We start from the raw sequence: 18,019 nt of genomic DNA, 5'->3' as shown, positions 1-18,019 counted from the left end.
CGCGCAACGACGGGCTGGGCCGTCGCGCAGACATATCTACCGTCACGTTAGGTGGTGCAGCTCTCACCCCCGCCAATCAGGGCGTCCTAACCTGATGGATTCGTTGGTCTCGACCCGATTTGGACAGACCGGGCGTCCCTTTCCGGAGCGAACGGATCATTCATCGCCTTGGATGCGCTGAACGATCCGTTCGCACCGGGTGGGGGGTGGGAAACGCACCAGACCGGGGTGGGAAACGCACCAGACCGGGGTGGGAAATGCACCGGATGGGGGTGGGAAATGCACCGGATGGGGGTGGAAATACAACTGTGGCCCCACCTCCAGGAGGCGGGGCCACAGCGGAGACGATGGAACTCAGTAGTCGCGAACCTTCAAGCCGGGATTAGCGGCGAGGATGTCCTTGATCGGTGTTGCGTACTGCGTCGGCGCTGCCTGTCCGAACAAGGCGGCAGCCCGGGCTACCTCGCACAGTGAGGAGGTGGCGACGTTGGAGGCGCTGGTGATGCCCAGTGCTCGGGTGCCGGTCACGATCGGGCCACCGCTGTCACCCTGGAGAACGCAGATGTCGGTGGTGAACAGGTTGACCAGTTCTTGGCCTTCGACACGCGCTATCCGGTCGACGCTGGTGACGATGCCGCAGCTGTACCCGGTGGTCGATCCGGCCTTGCATGCCGGGGCGCCGACAACGGGGTCGGCCACGCCGTCGATGTTGACCGACCGGTTGAACGGAACGCGGATGCTGTTGTTGTCGAAACGATATTTCGCGTTGTCGTCGATATTGATGATCGAGTAGTCCTGCTGGTCGAACCGGCTCTTCGCGAAGTAGCCGACCCGGGGTCCGGGTTGGTTATTGACGAGAGGGAAGACTTCGCCGGCATGTTCGGTTCCGGCACCGGCGCGGTTGGGATCGCAATGGCCGGCGCTGATGTTGACTGTGCGGCCGGATGCGTCGGTTCCGTTGAATCCGAACGAGCACTTGAATCCGAAGTAGCCGGACATTGCGTTGTAGCCGTCGCCGCCGAGTGCCGCGTCTCCGGTTGCGGATCCGGTGGCGGGGATCAGGTCGGCGAGGATCGGCGGAACCGTGATCGGGGCTGCGGTGTGGACGATTGTCGACTTCAGGAAGTCCGGCAGCGCCAGTCCGGCGGTGGTGTCGGCAGTAAGTGCGATGCCGTTTCCGACCACGTCGATGGCGATTCCGCGAACAAGATCAGCCACACCGGCAGGCTGCGAGTCGAGCCAGTCGTTGAGTGCCGATATTTCGGTGCGCAACGATGTTTCGCTTTGTGCGACATCCTGGACCGTGAAGCCTGCCTTCTCGGCAGCTGTTCGCGCGTCGGCCTTGTTCGGTCCGTCGGCCAATGCGACTACGGCAGCTCCGACCTCATTGAGCCAGACTCCACCGAATGCATCGGGGAACTGGACCCGCGCGATCGCGGCGAACTCGGCAAGTTTCTGCGCCAGTTCGGAACGTGACACATACTCGGCCGGCGTCAGCGCCAGATCGTGCTGGAGTGCCTCGGCGAGTTCGACCGGCAGACGTGCAGCCTGATCGGATACGCCGGACGCAGTTGGTTCGGCATTCGCAACGGCGGTAATCGGTCCGAGGAGCAGCAGCGCGGCCGAGCCGAACACTGCGGCGCGACGTGCGATGGAGCTTCGCATGAGGGCCTTTCCGCTTCGTTGACCGCGCACCACCCCCCTGGGAGTACGCGGATACGGCCCGCCGGAGTGGCGAGCCGTATCGCAGTCGTCCATGACTATATGGGTTCGCCGCTGCGAATCCCACCAGTTACAGGGGTGAGTTTATGTAGATCAGTTGACGGTGCGGACCCGGATTCCGGACCCGACGCCACCACCGGAGGCTGCGTCGGCGGCCTTTGTAATGTCGTCGACAGGGATTCCGAGGTTGGAGGTTCCGCCTGATGTCGCGAGTACGAGATTTGCTTCGTTGCAGCTCGGAGCGCCGCTGCTGTTGGAGCCACTGGTGATGCCGAGCGCCAGGGTTCCGGTAACGATGGCGCCGCCACTGTCACCGGCAAGGGTGCACGCTGTTCCGTAGAATCCTCGAACTGTCCGTGAATCGCCGTCGGCAACAACGAGTTGGGTCTCGACGTGATCGGCCGAGACGATTCCGCAGGTGAACGACGACGTCTGACCGGACTTGCAGATTGGTGCACCGACTACGGGGCGTGCCGTTCCTGTGATTTCGAGGGTGGTGCCGCTGGCGCCGCGCACGGAGGGGCGATCGAGCCCGGCGTCGACACCGGCCTTGTTGAACTTGATGACGGAATAGTCGAGGGCTGCTGCGTCCTTGCCGACCGAAGACTGAGCGAAATTACCCACCTGGACGCTGTCGTCGACGTTCGCCCGGTTGGGGAGGTAGACGGGCGAGGGTGTTCCCTGGGTTGGATTACAGTGTCCTGCACTGATATTGAGTGCATTGTTCTGGTTGTCGACGGCATTGAACCCGAAGGAGCACACCGAGATGTTCTCGGTTGCGGTCTCGCGGATCGGGCCTGCCGACGTGATGTAGGTGTCGCCACCGAGTGGGCGCGAATCGACTGCACCGGCGCCGTCCGGACTGAGCCTGATCTTGGTGTTCTCGAGCAAGGTGGGCAGGTCGAGTGCCTTGCCGACGGGACTGTTGGCGACGTCGATCACTACCCGGTTGTTCAGTACGTCGATCGACGCGGAGTTGATCGCCATCGCGATATCGCCGGGCAGTGCCGCGATCCACCCGTTCGCGTCTGCCAGAGCCTTTTCGAGACTGTCGGCGGATACGGGCGCTACATGCGTACGAAAACCGTCCGATGCTGCAATGCGCGCTGCTTCGGTGGTGGTGACCGCCACGACAGGCTGACCGTCGAGGCTCATCCACGAGCCGGCGTAATCGCCCGGTCGTTCGGATTTGAAGTTTGCTGCGTACGCTCCGAGCTCCTGAGCCTTGGCAGCGCGATCGAGATACTCCTGCGGGGAGATCTTCAGATCACGGGTGACGGCTTCGACCAGTTCTGCGGGTAGCTGATCGGCAGAGAGCTGTTCGACGCGTGAATCAGGGTTGGGCGCCGCTGACGCTGTAGCCGAAAACGTTGTGGCGAGTGGAACTGCGAGCAGAAGTGCCGAGGCGCCGACCAAGGCAGTACGGATCGCCGACGAGTTGCGCATGAAATCCCTTCGAGTCTCCGGCCGTGGAGCCGGATGGTACCGCCCCACCATAGGTGAAAGTGCCGACACGGCGGGAAGCGACCTTGAAGGAAATGCGTACTACGCGCAGCTAGTTGGGCATATCGGGGCGAGGGGCGGGCTCACCGGGTAGCTCGGGGCGAGGGGTGTCGATCACGTCGGTCGGTGGTGCGGTGGGTTCCGGATCGGGGGTGCCGGGAGTGGTTTCGCCCGGGTTCGTGCCGCCGGTGTCTGTCCCGCCGGGAATGACAGCGCCGGGAATGACAACGCCGGGAATGACAGCGCCGGGAATGACGGTGCCGGGATAGATCAGGTCCGAAGGATTGATGCCCGCGCCGGAATCTCCCCGTGTCGGCAACGCAGGCTTCACCACCGGACTGCTGTTCACTGCAGTCGGGACTTGGTCGAACTCGTCGACCAGCTGACTGTCCGGTGTGGTGGTCCACTGACGTTCAGCGGGGTTGATGTTCGGTGGAACTGTAGTGGCCGGGACACCGGTGGGGAATTGAATCGGGACTTCGCGCGGAGTGACGGAAATATTCGCCTCGTCGATCGCTTCGGTACGTACGGCCACAGTGCCGTCATGAATTTCCGGGACCTGTGTTGTGGGGGTGTATCCGATGAAAATCGCTACGGCGCACCCCGCCGCGGTGAGAAGACCCGCAATGGATGTAGCGATGACGAGCGGCCTTCGACTCGGGTGCGCCTCGGAAAGCTCGACAGGTTCGGATTGGATCGGAATATCGGAAAGCTCTTCGCCGGGCCCTGTCACGTTTGAATTAGCCATGTCTGAATCAGCTACGTCTGAAAGAGGAATGTCTGAAACGGGTACGGCCAAGATTGCGGCTCCGCGCGCGGCACACTCACCCGTACTCGTGTACGGATCAGAATCGCACGCATCGAGGGCGTCGGATTGGGGTATCAGCTCGACATGGTCGAGATCCATATTGTCGAGCGCGATCCGCAGCAACTCGACTGATGCGGGTGTGAAGTTCGGTGGAATTGCGGCAATGACGGAGAGCGGTTGGTCGGTGAGCTCGCTTACTTCCTGGACCAGGCAGTACAGGGCAGTGGCGACCAAATCTTCGCCGCGGGTCCGGTGCGAAGGGGTTGTGGTGTCACTGTCTGAGGGAACCCGGTCGAGGAACCGTCGTACGCCCGGTGAATTGGTCTCGACTTCGCCCAGCTCGATGGTGCCGTCCGGTGCGTGATGCAGCACGGATTCATGTTCGATGACTACCGGTGCGGCATCGGGCGCTGCGATAACCGCAGTGCAATACGTGTTGCCGACGTAGAGTCCGACTCCCCAGTTCACAACTCTCTACCCCTCAGTTACCGATCCAAAACCTCGAAAAATTCCGTTCTTGCTGTGGAAACTACCACTATCGAGGCGGCGCCGGTCGGGATGGGCAATATTCAGCTAATAGTTGGATGTGGAGTAATCATGGCTCGAAGGATGACCATCAGGTCAGACCGTGACTGCGCGTCGACCTTCCGTTTGATCCGGGCAACGTGGTGTTCGACGGTCTTTGCGGATATGTAGAGGCGTTCGCCGATCTCTCGGTAGGTGAGGCCGAGAACGACAAGTTCGGCAACTTCCTGCTCGCGTTCGGTCAACACCGACGGTGGCGCGATTGTGTCGGAGGATTCGAACGCGTCAGTCCGGTTGATCGACGATTCGATGCGCAGTGAGCGGGCCACGTGGAGCAGTGCAGTGGCCGATTTTGTATCGGGCGCGCGCAGTGCCGCTTCGCCGGCCAAGCGCGCTGCATCCCACGGCAGGCCGATTCGCTTCAACCCTCGTGCAGCAGGCTCGACTTCGTCGGCGTCGACGATTCCCTGCATGAGGAGTAGCCATTGGCGGCCGGCATTTGCCAATCCTGCTGCGTACGTGTGGGTTTTGGCTGATTCTGCCAGGATGCGGGCGTGGGGAAGTAGGTCTGCCGGGGATTGCGACAGGATTGCAGCTTGGACGCCGTACCAGTGGAACGGCGAAGACCACAGTGGAGGTTCGCCGAGGGAGCGCAGTAGCAAGCGGGCATCGTCGACGAGATGCTCGATAGGCTCGCATTCGTCGAGACGTACTGCCGCGAGCCATAACTCACCGATCGGAAGCAATGCGAAAAGGTCGACGTTGCAGGCAGATAATGTGTGTTCTGCGCTGGACCAGGCTCGGCGCAATTGCGCGAGGTCTCCGGACCGTCGGGCAACGCCCACGATCAAGGACTGTAGGAAAAGTGTGTCACGTTCGCGCAGTGGACCGGTCAATATCTCCTTCGGCAACTTCTCGAGGACATTGTCGTGACCGCTCAGCATGGCGATCCACGCGCCGAGGATGTGATGACGTGCCCAGGTGTGACTATCGGCATCGTCTATTGCGATCGCTGCACTGATGGCGGATGCAGCGCGCTCGTGCGCGCCGTTGTGCAGAAGCGCCAACGTGACGAGGGCGGGGGCTGAATCAGGTTGGAAGACAGAGCTGTCCGTTCCTCCCGGCAAGGCCAGAGCGCGCGACATCGTGTTGAGCGCGATCGGTGCAACTCCGGTGATCGACTGCATCAGTCCGCCGGCCAGTGTGGTTGCGCCGACGGTGACGCTCGACGGCGATCCCGTGCCGTTGGCGAGTGCAGCGGTCGCCTCGTCCAGCTGTCCGGTTCCGAGGAAAGTGATAGAGGCGAAGGCGGACTCGGCTCCGAGGCGGTCGGGGCCGAGCCAGGAATACAGATCAGCGGCAGCTCGGAGTTGGCCGCACGCTGCGGATGCACCAGCGCGGATCCGCACTGCTCCAGCCAATGACGCATAGTCGGCGGTGCCTTCTGAATCGGTAGGGGTATCAGTGAGGACGGAATCTGCCAGGCGGCAAGCGCTCTCGAGGTTTCCGCTGCGCGCCGCAACCTGTGCGTATCTCAGTGTGTCTGCGACGCTCAGATCCTCGACCGACTGCACCCGTCGAAACAGATCAGTGGCGATCGCAGCTGTGGAGTTGTCGATGTTTTCTCGGAAGTACGTGGTGAGGCCCTTGTGTCGCACACCCGAATCGAACAGTCGTGTCGCAGTGTCCATGTCGAGTGTCCCGGATTTGATGCGCCGATCGACAATTTTGACCAGTTCTGCGCGGATTCGTCCGGCATTCGTCGATTCTGCGAGTACGTCGGCAATGATCGGTGACTGTGACGTGAATAGTCCGGTGCTCACAGCTCTGTCGAATGCGACTGTGAGAGTGTCTCTTTCCTGATCGAAATGGAGTTCATGCACATCGACGTCCGAAATAGTGAGTGAGATTTTCACGATGTCGCGTTCGAGTGGAGGGATCGCGGTCACCTGGTGGAGGAAGTGGGCTCGCAACACCTCGGTCATATCCCTGCCGTTCGCCGGTACCGATTCGAAGTAGGCTTCCAGCGCTCCGAATGAACCGGCGGACAACAGTTCCAGCTGACTCAGAGTCGTGTCGTTGATGGCGACACCACGCTCCGTGGCAAGTTTTCGGATGTCCGAACGATGTGCCGTGGTCAGATGCAGGACTGTCCCGGTCGTCGAAATCTCGGAGTGGATGGGGCCGAGTGTCGGGGTGATGCGTCCGGAGGCGATCACCACCCCGATGTCGTTGCAGCGCAGCAGGTTCGTCAGAGTCTGCAGTTCGATAGGCGACAAGATCTGAGCGTCGCTGATCAGTACGACGCAATTGTCAGGAGGAGAATTCGGCGGGGCGAGTCCCGTCAGCGACGTGATGACAGTTCTGCCACAAGCGGTGATTCTGTTGACCAAGGCTGCTGTCAGGTGAGGTCGAGCCGTTGCATCGTTGCCGACGACGAACAGGCGCAGGGATGTGTCGAGAACGTCGACGCGTCGGAGAAGGTCAGTGACATGAGAAGGTTCGTTTTCCAGGCGCTGGTTCGGCATACCGGCCCCGATCAGCGGTTCGGTATGACAGCGCCGACAACGCCGCCGAGTACTCCGCCGACACCTCCGAGTACTCCGCCGACCGCATTGCCGGTGCCGTCGACTACCGCGCCCAGGCCGTTGCCGATGCCGGTCGCAGCGTCGCCGACAGCATTCCCCGCGCCGCCGGTCTGACCGCCCGGAGCCGGAGCTGGAGCCGGAGCTGGAGCCGGAACGGGTGCGGGGACTGGCGCCGGTACTCCGACGGGAGCGCCGGGTGCCGGTGCGGAAACCTCGGGAGCTCCGGGTGCGGGCGCAGATGCCGGGGGAGCCGCGGGCGCAGTGACTCCGGCGCCCGTTGTCGCGCCGGACTGCGAGGCCGGTGATCCAGGTTGTCCGACCTGAGCGTTGCTGCCGGATGCAACGGCGTCGGAACTGCCAATCACACTGTTACCGAGGCGTTCACCCGGGGGAAGACCGGATACCGTCGAACCGGTTGGCGCAGGCATTTCGCTCGTCGTGTCTGCGGAACTGGATGGAACATTGATCTTGTCCATGGCCGTTCCGATGCCGAGTCCACCGGCGGCCAGAACGATGAACGCGCCCACGACCGCAGCGACGACACCGACACGTGAAGAACGGCGGGTGGTCGAATCTTCCGCAATGGGTGCGGTGATCAACGGCGTCGAAAAGGTAGGAACCGGAGCCGGTGTGCGAACAGGAAGGAGTGAGACCAGCGTTGCGTCGGTCTTCGTGGCCGAGAGACGTTCGACAGCGATGATCGCGGCGCCCACGGCCGCGCATGATCCCGGATCTGCAGCGGCGATCACCGGAACACGCAATTCCGATGACAACAGCTCGGCGACAAGGGGACTGGCCGATCCTCCCCCGGCCAGTACGACGTGATTGATGTCGCTCGATTCGACGCCGGCGCAGCGCAGGCACTCTCTCACCAGCGCGACTGATTCGGTGAGCGCGGGCCGGATCAAATCCTCGAGTTCCGATCGGACCAGGCGAATGTCCTGGGATTTTCCGGGAAGCTCTACGTGGACAACGGTTTCGGTATCCGTCGACAGCTGTTCCTTTGCCTGACGCGCACGAGTGCGCAAGACCTCGAGGGCTGAGATTGTCTCGGGAGCGAAGGCGTCGAGTGTTCGGAAATGGTCCGCGACTGCGCCCAGGAGGTGCACGGTGACGGCGTGGTCGAATTCGTCGCCACCGATGTCGGCACTTCGGAGTGGTTTACCGAAGACGGTGCTTCTTCCGTCAGCAGTGGACATCATGGTGACATCGAGCGAACAGCCGCCGAGGTCGTAGATCACGGTGAGTCCGTCCGGTACTGCGTTTCCGGAATCGCGAAGCCACGTCATGACGGCTTCGGGTTCGGAGACAAAACTCGCGCCGGGGATGCCGCGGTCGTCCAACGCCGATTCCAGCGTGAGGGTCGTGTGGCGATTCCAACCTACGGGGTGGGCGACGACGACGCTGTCGAATGTTTCGCCGTCGGATCTGGCGGCGTCGACAAGTCGGCCGATCGCTGACGCTGTGAGATCCTCGCCGCGGTGCTCACTGCCGTCGGCGGCAAGAATGGCGACCGAGTCGCCGACGCGGTCGATAAATCCGGTCAGGATTGCGCCGTCGGCTGCGTCTACCGCACTGGGGTGGTGCACCGGTTCGCCTGTTTGTCCGGTCGAATTCGCGGTGACCGCTACGAGAGTGGCAGAACCGATGCCGATGCCGAGTCCTGCCGTCGTAAGTGAACTCGCCTGGTCGTGGTCCATGAACGAACTCCCCTGATCGCGGGCGACAGATTAGACAGATGAACTGTCGCGGTTGTCTGCGATGTCGGTTTCGTGACCAACTTCGTTACCGGGTTGGCGGCGTTTTGGGGAAGTAGGGGACGGATCCCCTAACCGGGCCGAATCCCCTAACGTGGCCGACGCGTGATGGTGGGGGATATCCCCGTCGGGCCCTCGGAAGGAGGGGGATGCACCCCGTTGGCCCCGTGCTCGAAAGTTCGTAGCGTTGATTCCAATCGCTCCATCTATCAGCGCACCAGTCGCCGAACTTTCAGGAGAAATGTCATGGCAACGAACGCCGTACTCGAATTCATCCTCGGGCTTCTTCGTGACGACGAGGCCGCCGCCAATTACTGCGCAAACCCGACTGCTGCACTGAACGCTGCAGGTCTGTGCGACGTGAGCCATGCGGACATCGTTGCCGTTGCTCCCTTGGTCGCCGAGTCAGGTCTCTTTGTCGGCGGCGCCGCAGGACTGTCCACGATCGTCAATGCCGGTTCCGCTGCTGCCGGAGCACTCGGCGGCGGCTTGGGTATCGGCGGCGGACTTGCCGGTGGTCTCGGTGGAAGCCTCGGCGGCAGTCTGGGTCTCGGCGCCGGCGCAGGATTGGGAGTCGGCGGGGCGTTCGGCGGACAGTTCGACTTCGTCGGCGATTTTGCGACTGCGCTCAGTGCCGCTCTCGCTATCGGCGGCGACATCAGTGCAGATCTCGGAGCGGCATTCGGTGCCGTGATCGATGCGGGGCTGGGTCTGGGCGGCGCGCTCGACCTTTCGGGAGCTCTGGATCTGGGTACTGCGATCAGCGCAGCACTGGGTGTGAGCGGCGGACTCACTGCGGAGTTGGGCGCCGCTCTCGATGCGGCAATCAACGCAGCCGGTGGCTTGGACTTGAGCGCGGGCCTCAGTGGCGCCCTCGCGCCGGTCTTTTCGATCGGCGGAGACCTCGGCGCAGATCTGGGACTGGCACTCGGCGGTCTTCTCGGCGCCGGCGCAGACCTGAACGGACTCCTTGCTATCGGCGGCGAGCTCGGTGCGAGCCTGGCCGGTGCCCTGGAATCTGCCTTGGCACTGGGTGGCAGCCTCGACCTAGCCGGCTCTTTGACTGCAGATCTCAGCACAGCACTGTCCGGTGCGCTCAGTGCCGGCGGGACGATCGGAGCCGACCTCGGTGCGTCGCTCGGCAGCGTTCTCGGCGCTCTCACCGATGTGAGCGCACTGACCGACATTGCCGGCAGCATTGATCTGAGTGCAGCCCTGAGCGGCGCTCTCGGCAGTGCTCTCGGGGTTGGTGGAAGCCTCGAAACCACCCTCGCCGGTGCGCTCGACACGGCCCTCGGCCTCGGCGGCGGTGTCGACCTGGACGCAATTCTGGGTGGAAGCGCAGACCTCGGCGCCCAGCTCAGTGCCGCTCTGTCCGGCGCTTTGGGTGCGGGTGGTTCGGTAGGTACGGACCTTGGTGGCGCACTCGGCGGGATGCTGGGCAGCTCGCTGGACGTCAACGGAAGTTTGGGCGCAGACCTCACTGCAGCCTTGGCCGGCGGAGCGAATCTGTCGACAGCGCTCGAAGGTGTTCTGGGCTCTGCACTTGGTGCCGACGCCGGACTCGCCGGTGGGTTCGGCGGTGCGCTGGACGCAGCGCTCGGCGGTGCCCTGGATACAGCGCTCGGCGGCACCGGCAGCCTCGGTTCGATCGGATCCGTCGACACGGATCTCGGAGCTGTGCTGGGAGGCACCGGCTCACTCGGAACGTCGCTCGACACCATGCTCGGTGCACAGGGATCACTGGGCGGTGCACTTGATGCAGCCCTGAACACCGGTGGAATCGGCACCGGTTCCATTGGGGCAGACCTGCCCAACGTCGATCTCGGTTCCGTGAACATGGGTTCGATGGCAGTGGATCTCCCGTCCGTGGACTTCGGCAGTATCGGCGCCGACGGCCTGAACTTCGGTTCGGTTGCCGGAGATCTGGGAGCTTCTGCAGGACTCGACGCGGCAACTCATGTGGTGGCCGGTCTGGGGAGCTCGGTCAGCGGCGCTGTCGATGGGGGCAGCGCCGCCGACTTGGGTGGATCTCTCAGCGGTGCGGCTAGCGCAATGTCCGGTCTGACCAGCTCGTTGAGTGGTGCGCTGAACCCGTGGACGTCGATTGATGCTGCCGACGCGTTCGGCGCGGGATCGAGTAGTTCGATGGGGGCCGACTCGTCGCATTCGCTGTTTGCCGGCGATTCGATCACGTCGCCCGTCGAGCACATCGACCCCGTCGCGATTATCGATCACCTGCAGCCCTGATCACCGGGGAACAAAGTTGGTCAAAACGACCTGATGTAACAAATCCGGCCCTGCACGCGTTATGCGTGCAGGGCCGAATATTCGAGTCGGGAAGAATTGCGGGTCAACGTAGCTCATGAGTACTTCAGCGGGGCAGGTAAGCATTCGGAAAGCACGCGGCGCTTCGGCGACGGCGGCGTTGCTCGATCGAACAGTGGCAGTCGCGAAGGATTTCGGACGCTCCGATCTGGTGCGACGCCTCGAGAACGCGCAGGTGCGAGTCAGCGATCCGCGTATTCGCATCGTGGTCGTCGGCCCCCTCAAACAGGGCAAGAGCCAGTTCGTCAATTCATTGCTCGGCATCGACGTGTGTTCGGTGGGTGACGACGAGACTACTGCTGTGGCCACCGTCGTCCAGTATGCGGAAACTGCGGGCGCCGAACTGATTCTCGCCGACCCCGGCGCTGCGCCCATTCGGGTGCCGCTGCCGCTGGACGAACTGATGGGAATTACGCCGGCCACGGTGAGAGCTGAAGGACGAGAAGTTCTTCGAGTAGAGGTCGGCGTTCCCAGTCCGCTGTTGGCGGATGGACTTGTGCTTATCGACACTCCGGGGGTGGGTGGTCACGGAAACCCTCATGCTGCAGGAACATTGGGTCTCATCACGGCCGCCGACGCGGTACTGATTCTTTCGGATTCGAGCCAGGAGTTCACCGAGCCCGAATTGGGTTTCATCCGTCAGGTGATGAACCTGTGCCCGGCTGTTGCAGGTTTGATCAGCAAGACGGACCTGTATCCGCATTGGCGTCGGATTCTCGATGCCGATCGCGGGCACCTGCAGCGAGCGGACCTCGACCTGCCGCTCATCCCGATCTCGTCAGTACTTCGGTCTCACGCATTGCGTTTGGGGGACAAGGAACTGGAGGCAGAATCCGGATTCATGGATCTCTATCAGTTCCTGCGCGACAACGTGGTTGCTCGCGCAGAAACGAATACCCGGCGCTCCGTCTCAATGGATGTGAGATCCGCTGCCGCGCACCTGTCATTGGAAATGGGCAGTGAGCTTGCTGCGCTGAAGGATCCAGCTACGGCCGCTGCAGCAGTGGCCGGACTTCATCGGGCGAGAGCAGCAGCGGAGGAACTCCACAAGAAGACGTCACTGTGGCAGCAGAGCCTCGGCGACGGTATCGCCGACCTCGCGGCAGATATCGACCACGACCTTCGGGATCGTCTGCGCCGAGTTACCCGGCAGGCGGAAGAGACGGTCGACGAGGGCGACCCGGGCAAGGACTGGGACGTGGTGGGCGAGTGGCTCGAACAGGAGATCGCCACTGCGATCGGCGACAACTTCGTGTGGGCTCACGATCGGGCTCTGTGGTTGGCAGAAGTTGTGGCGCAACACTTTGCCGATACCGGTGAAGTAGCGCTACCGCACCTCGACGTCGCCGACACGGATGAATTCCTGGAGCCGGTAGGCGCGTTGTCCGATCTCGAATCGGGCCGCATCGGCATCACACAGAAGGTGTTGGTGGGCATGCGCGGCTCGTACGGCGGCGTACTGATGTTCGGCTTGATCACCACGATGATGGGCATGGCGCTGGTCAATCCGATCTCGATCGGTGCTGGGGTCCTGTTGGGCACCAAGGCTTATCGTGAGGACAAGCAGGCCCAGGTACTCAAGCGTCGGGCCGAGGCCAAAAATGCGATTCGCCGATTTGCCGACGACGTCAGCTTTCAGGTCGGCAAGGAATCGAAAGACAGATTGCGATTGGTGCAGCGACTTCTGCGCGATCACTTCACCGATATCGCTGAGCAGGCACTGCGCTCGATCAACGAATCGCTTCGGGCAACGCAGGAAGCGACCCAATTGGAATCGAGTGAACATGCCGCGCGGATCAGGCAATTGGAGACAGACATGCGCGTCGTATCCGAATTGGATTCGCTTGCAGCGGCATTGACAGTTGTGGACAAGCGGAACGTGGCGGTCGAAGCATGAACGCAATCACCGCTGTGGAATCAGTGCATACTCTGATCTCGCAGGCCCGAGAACTGTACGCGGACCAGCCTCAGACACACAGTCAACTGGAAGTGTGTGCGGCCCGACTCGACGAGCCTCTGCGAGTGGCATTGGCAGGTTCTCTGAAGGCCGGTAAGTCGACTCTTCTCAATTCACTTGTCGGGCAAGATATTGCACCCACAGATGCCACGGAATGCACTCGGGTTGTCACGTGGTATCGCAATGGCACCACACCACAGGTGACGGCGACGGCCGACGACGGTGACACTTTCAACGTCCCGGTGACACGGCGCGACGGCAGGCTCACCTTTGATCTGGGGGAGCGCACGGCAGACTGCGTCGATCGTATCGATGTCGACTGGCCGTCGTCGGCCTTAGCTCGTACGACGATCATCGACACTCCGGGAACGTCGTCGTTGTCGACTGAGGTATCGGCTCGAACCTGGAACATGCTTGTACCCGAAGGCGGTGCACCCGGCGCAGATGCCGTCGTTTATCTGTTGCGGGCGTTGAATGCGAGCGACATGCAGTTTCTCGGGCGGATCGCCGATCATGTCGGCGGTGAATCCGGACCGCTCGGAGTGGTCGGCGTGCTTTCTCGCGCCGACGAGGTGGGCGCCGGACGGATGGACGCGTTGACGTCTGCCAAGGACGTTGCTGCCCGGTTCGCCGAGGAACTCGAGCGAACAGGATTGTGTCAGTCGGTTGTTCCGGTGGCGGGATTGCTGGCCCTGGCGGCGCGGACGATGAGGCAGAGCGAGTTCGCGGCACTCACTGCGCTAGCCGAGGTTCCGGCCGACGATCTCAGTCTCGCGCTCCTGTCCGCGGATCGCTTTGCCAAGGCGGACAGTCCACTACCCGTCGACGCGGCGATGCGGGCGCAACTTGCAGATCGATTTGGTCTGTTCGGAATTCGGCTCGCGATAACGTCGATAAAGTTGGGCGCCACAGACTCTCCGACTTTGGCAGCAGAGCTGCTCGAACGTAGTGGGCTCGAGGAGTTGCTTCAGGTGATCGACGTCCAGTTCGGGCAGCGGGCTGATCAACTCAAAGCCCACACCGCCTTGGTGACGCTGGTGCGAATCCTCGAGAGCAATCCACTCGCGGGTTCGGATTCGGTTGTGGAAGCAGCGCAGGGCTTGCTTGCCGACGTCCACGGTTTCCATGAACTGCGACTGTTGGGACGACTCCGTTCCGTGCGTACGGACTTGTCCTCGGAGGATCTGGCGCAGTTGCAGCGACTGATCGGCGGTTCCGGAATCAGGGTGAACGATCGACTGGGTTCCGAAGCGGACGGATGCGTCGACGACCAGCGAGCGAAAGCGGTCAGTGCAGCGCGCCATTGGCGTGAATTGTCGACGCACCCGCTCTTCGATCGCTTCACTGCCCGCGCCTGCCTGGTCGCGGCGCGTAGTGCCGAGGGGATTTTGGCTGAAATCGTGGCCGAATAGGTACGTCGTTCCTCTGCACTACGTTGTCGACCGATCTATGTTGAGATCGGAATGATCCGGACAGAACGAACCGGTTCGGATTCAGCCTCGAGGGGAGAACCCGCATGGCGAATGACATCAAGTCGAAGTCACCGGAGCGAGCGACGTATGTTCTGGGCACACTCATCCTGGTTGCGGCGGTAGCCAACCTCAACCTCTCGGTCGCCAATGTGGCACTTCCCGACATCGGACGAGCATTCGACGCGAGTCAGACGCAACTGAACTTGATTGCCGTCGGATATTCCCTGGGTCTGGCCGGCACGGTGCTCTATCTCGGTGCTGTCGGTGACCGGTACGGGCGCAAGATGCTGCTGGTCACCGGTATGGCGTTGTCGATTCCGGCATCTCTGGTGGCTGGATTCTCCGGCAGCTTCGAGGTGTTGTTCGCGGCCCGAATCGTGGGCGGTATTTCTGCTGGTCTCGCATTTCCGACGACGCTGGCGATCATCACAGCCTTGTGGGCCGGCCCCGCTCGGACCAAAGCGATTGCCCTGTGGTCCGCGATCGGTGGCGCGATTTCGGCATTGGGCCCGATCGTGTCGGGGGCTCTGCTCGAGAAATTTCACTGGGGTTCGGTCTTCTTCGTGACGCTCCCGTTGGCGCTTCTCGCGTTGGTCTGTGCCCTGGTGTTGGTGCCCGCGCACGTCAACGAGACGACGGATCCTGTCGATCACCTCGGCGGCATCGTGTCCATCGTTTTCATCGGGGCACTGATTTTGTCCATCAACTTTGCGCCGGTCAAGGGTTCCGGAACTCTGGCACTGGTTTTGGGGGCCATTGCGCTGGTCGCCGGAATCGGGTTCTTCCTGCAACAGAAACGAGCCGTCAATCCACTGTTCGATTTACCCGTGGCCGCTCGCCCGACGTTCTGGGTCGCAGCCGTGGGCGGGTTGGTCGTCTTCGGTTCGTTGATGGGCGCGATGTTCATCGGTCAGCAGTTTCTGCAGAACGTGCTCGGCTACTCGACGCTTGATGCCGGTGCAGCCATCATCCCCGCTGCCCTTGCGATGGTCATTGTTGCGCCTCGATCGGCAACGATGATCGAAAAACATGGCGCGCGAGCAACACTGTTGTCCGGCTACCTGTTCGTTGTTCTCGGACTCGTTGTGGCGCTGACCATGTGGAACGAGAGCACACAGTACTGGCAGGTGGCGCTGGCCTACGGTCTCGTCGGCATCGGTGTCGGTCTGGCAGGTACCCCGGCATCGCGTTCACTCACCGGATCAGTTCCTGTTTCCCGGGCCGGCATGGCGTCGGGAACCTCTGACCTTCAACGTGATCTGGGTGGGGCGATCATGCAGTCCATTCTCGGCGGAATCCTCACCGCTGGGTACGCGAAATCACTGGGAGCGTCGATAGCGTCGTCACCCGATGCCTCGCAGATCACCCCCGAGACGCAGTCGGCACTGACAAAGTCGTTCTCCAGCGCGGAAGTTCTCGCGGAACGATATCCGCAATACTCGGAGCAGATCATGTCGGCCGCGAAACATGCTTTCCTGGACGGAGATACGAAGGCGTACATCGCCGCAATCATCGTGGTGTGCGCCGGCGCTGTGGTGGTGACGTTCTTCTATCCCCATCGAGAGAGGGAACGTGAACTCATGGCGGAATACGCCGCCGACTCAGACCTTCTGGAGAAGAAGGCCTGAATCACTCGAGAGCCGCGATCATCGCCGCCACGTCCGCCGGGTCCTGGGTGTAACCCGGGAAATAGCAACATACCTCGTCGGCATGCTCGCCGAACCTGCGACGAATCTCGGTAGCGCACTCTTCGGGAGTTCCGACAACGGCGAGTGCCTCCAGCATGGGATCCGTGATGAGAGACGTCATTTCGGCATAGCCGCCTCGCTTGGAGAGTGCATTGAGTTCGCCTTGAATATCGCCCCAGCCCTCGATGTCGAGTACCGGCCGATAGGCGGGAGTCGAACCGTAGAAGGAGAGCAGGCTCCGGACACCGCGTGCAGCCGCGTCGAGTTGCTCGGCGCTGCGGCCAACCCCGACGATAACCTGCGGAATGATTGCGAATTCGTTTCGTGCCCGACCGGATTCGCGTAACCCCGCATCAACGGCGGGGAGTGTTCGTTCGAGGAAATGTCGTTCGGTGTGGAATGGCATGACCAGTAGTCCGTCGGCTACTTCCGCCGCGGTGCGCGTCATGATCGGTCCGAGAGCGCCCATGAGAATCGGTGGTGGACCGTAGGGATTGGGTCCGGGATCGAACGTCGGTGGCATCAACGTGTGGGTGAAGAACTCGCCGCGAAAGTTCAACGGTGTGGTGTTCTCCCACGCATCAAGGATTGCCTTGATCGCGGAGACTGTTTCCTTCATTCGCGCAGCGGGCCGTGACCACGTTGCGCTGTAACGCTTTTCGATGTGCGGCTTGATTTGTGAGCCGAGCCCGAGGCGGAACCGGCCCCGGCTGAGAAGCTGGAGATCGTTTGCGGAATTGGCCAAGTGCATGGGACTGCGCGGAAAGGCGATGGCGACGTTGGTCATCAGATCGAGGTCCACCGCCGAGGCCGCTTCGACGAGGGGGAAGAACACGTCGTGCTGGCCCTCGAACGTAAACAGGCCTGCGGCGCCGGTTTCGGCGAGTTCGAGGCTGCGGGCCGCGCCTGCCCCAGGCGAGGAGTCGAGTTGAACGTGAACCTTCATCGGCGCACCCGCAGCCAGGTGCTGACGCTGGGGGCGAACGGGGCAATTGCTGCGACGGCAACGAGGGCGCAGTAGAGGAGGGGTGCCAATTTCAGTACGCCGCCGCTGATGCCGTCGGCGGCGGACGTCAAGGACATGAAGCCGAGTCCGGCCGCAATACTGACGACGCCGACGATTGCCGTCATGATGCGTCCGGCATTTTTTCGGGCGCGCAGGAGTTGCAGGCTCAGGAGGGCTAGTAGCGCCAGGACGAGTGCACCGCCGCCGCTACCGGCAAGCACGACGGTGACGGCGTCGGCGATATCGGTGGGTGAGTATCCCGGGTTGTCTTGGGCTGTCGAAGCCTCGAGTACAGCTCGGACGTCGGTGAGGTTCGAGACCACGACTCCGGCAATTCCGGCGAGGACAACAAACGAACCTGTCCAGGCCGAGGCTGATACGAGCACTGCCTTCGGCGTCTGATCGCTGGGGGCGGTGCGCAAGGGGCGAATCACAACCTCAGGCCGCGGTGGCGCGGGGCGAGCCGGAGGAGTCAGCGATATGTCGGGATCGGTCACTGCCCGATCGTATCGATTCGGAGTGCTTCGACGTGATGTGGCGCACTTTTTCGGTTTTTCGGGGAAGGTGGGAACAAATTTACGTGGGCTGTAGTTGACCATTTCGACAAGCTTGAGCGCCCTCGGCTCAACTTCAAGTTGACTCACGGCCTCGGTCGGAGGCAAACT

General features: G+C 62.2%; 11 protein-coding genes. 4 read left to right on the top strand and 7 right to left on the bottom strand.

Annotated elements, in window-relative coordinates:
* Positions 1 to 354: 354 nt before the first annotated feature.
* From BDB13_RS27005 to BDB13_RS26985, 5 genes are all read right to left on the bottom strand, one after another.
* The gene (locus BDB13_RS27005; RefSeq protein WP_094275244.1) at positions 355 to 1,665 is read right to left on the bottom strand and encodes a S1 family peptidase; all 1,311 of its coding nucleotides are present in this window, start codon (positions 1,663 to 1,665) and stop codon (positions 355 to 357) included.
* A gap of 150 nt (positions 1,666 to 1,815) precedes the next feature.
* A complete protein-coding gene (locus tag BDB13_RS27000) occupies positions 1,816 to 3,168 on the bottom strand; it encodes a S1 family peptidase (protein ID WP_094274482.1) in 1,353 nt (450 codons plus the stop codon).
* A 109-nt stretch (positions 3,169 to 3,277) separates the two neighbouring features.
* Entirely contained in the window at positions 3,278 to 4,501 is a 1,224-nt protein-coding gene (locus BDB13_RS26995; RefSeq protein WP_094274481.1) for a hypothetical protein, read from the bottom strand.
* Positions 4,502 to 4,602: 101 nt separating this feature from the next.
* On the bottom strand, positions 4,603 to 7,086 hold the full coding sequence (locus BDB13_RS26990; RefSeq protein ID WP_094274480.1) for a helix-turn-helix transcriptional regulator: 2,484 nt from the start codon (positions 7,084 to 7,086) through the stop codon (positions 4,603 to 4,605).
* An 11-nt stretch (positions 7,087 to 7,097) separates the two neighbouring features.
* Complete coding sequence (locus BDB13_RS26985) at positions 7,098 to 8,846, bottom strand: Hsp70 family protein (RefSeq protein ID WP_094274479.1); 1,749 nt, start codon at positions 8,844 to 8,846, stop codon at positions 7,098 to 7,100.
* 303 nt (positions 8,847 to 9,149) lie between these two features.
* Here BDB13_RS26985 and BDB13_RS26980 point away from each other — a divergent pair, with 303 nt between their 5' ends.
* The 4 genes from BDB13_RS26980 to BDB13_RS26965 all read left to right on the top strand — a co-directional run bounded on the left by BDB13_RS26980 (position 9,150) and on the right by BDB13_RS26965 (position 16,288).
* Positions 9,150 to 11,153, top strand: coding sequence for an IniB N-terminal domain-containing protein (locus tag BDB13_RS26980; RefSeq protein WP_094274478.1), 2,004 nt, complete (start codon positions 9,150 to 9,152; stop codon positions 11,151 to 11,153).
* Between the two features lie 115 nt (positions 11,154 to 11,268).
* The gene (locus BDB13_RS26975; protein WP_094274477.1) at positions 11,269 to 13,128 is read left to right on the top strand and encodes a dynamin family protein; all 1,860 of its coding nucleotides are present in this window, start codon (positions 11,269 to 11,271) and stop codon (positions 13,126 to 13,128) included.
* A complete protein-coding gene (locus BDB13_RS26970; protein WP_094274476.1) occupies positions 13,125 to 14,600 on the top strand; it encodes a dynamin family protein in 1,476 nt (491 codons plus the stop codon). Before BDB13_RS26975 ends, BDB13_RS26970 begins: the two co-directional genes overlap by 4 nt.
* A gap of 104 nt (positions 14,601 to 14,704) precedes the next feature.
* Positions 14,705 to 16,288 (top strand): MFS transporter, encoded by a 1,584-nt coding sequence (locus tag BDB13_RS26965; protein WP_094274475.1) that lies wholly within the window; start codon positions 14,705 to 14,707, stop codon positions 16,286 to 16,288.
* Between the two features lies 1 nt (position 16,289).
* Here BDB13_RS26965 and BDB13_RS26960 read toward each other — a convergent pair whose 3' ends face one another.
* Both BDB13_RS26960 and BDB13_RS26955 read right to left on the bottom strand, forming a co-directional pair.
* Positions 16,290 to 17,294, bottom strand: coding sequence for a TIGR03617 family F420-dependent LLM class oxidoreductase (locus tag BDB13_RS26960; RefSeq protein WP_094274474.1), 1,005 nt, complete (start codon positions 17,292 to 17,294; stop codon positions 16,290 to 16,292).
* Complete coding sequence (locus BDB13_RS26955) at positions 17,291 to 17,851, bottom strand: hypothetical protein (RefSeq protein ID WP_254922976.1); 561 nt, start codon at positions 17,849 to 17,851, stop codon at positions 17,291 to 17,293. Before BDB13_RS26955 ends, BDB13_RS26960 begins: the two co-directional genes overlap by 4 nt.
* Positions 17,852 to 18,019 lie beyond the last annotated feature (168 nt).

This window comes from Rhodococcus sp. OK302 (genome assembly GCF_002245895.1).
Taxonomy (GTDB): domain Bacteria; phylum Actinomycetota; class Actinomycetes; order Mycobacteriales; family Mycobacteriaceae; genus Rhodococcus_F.
This window is presented reverse-complemented; position numbering and strand designations above follow the sequence as displayed.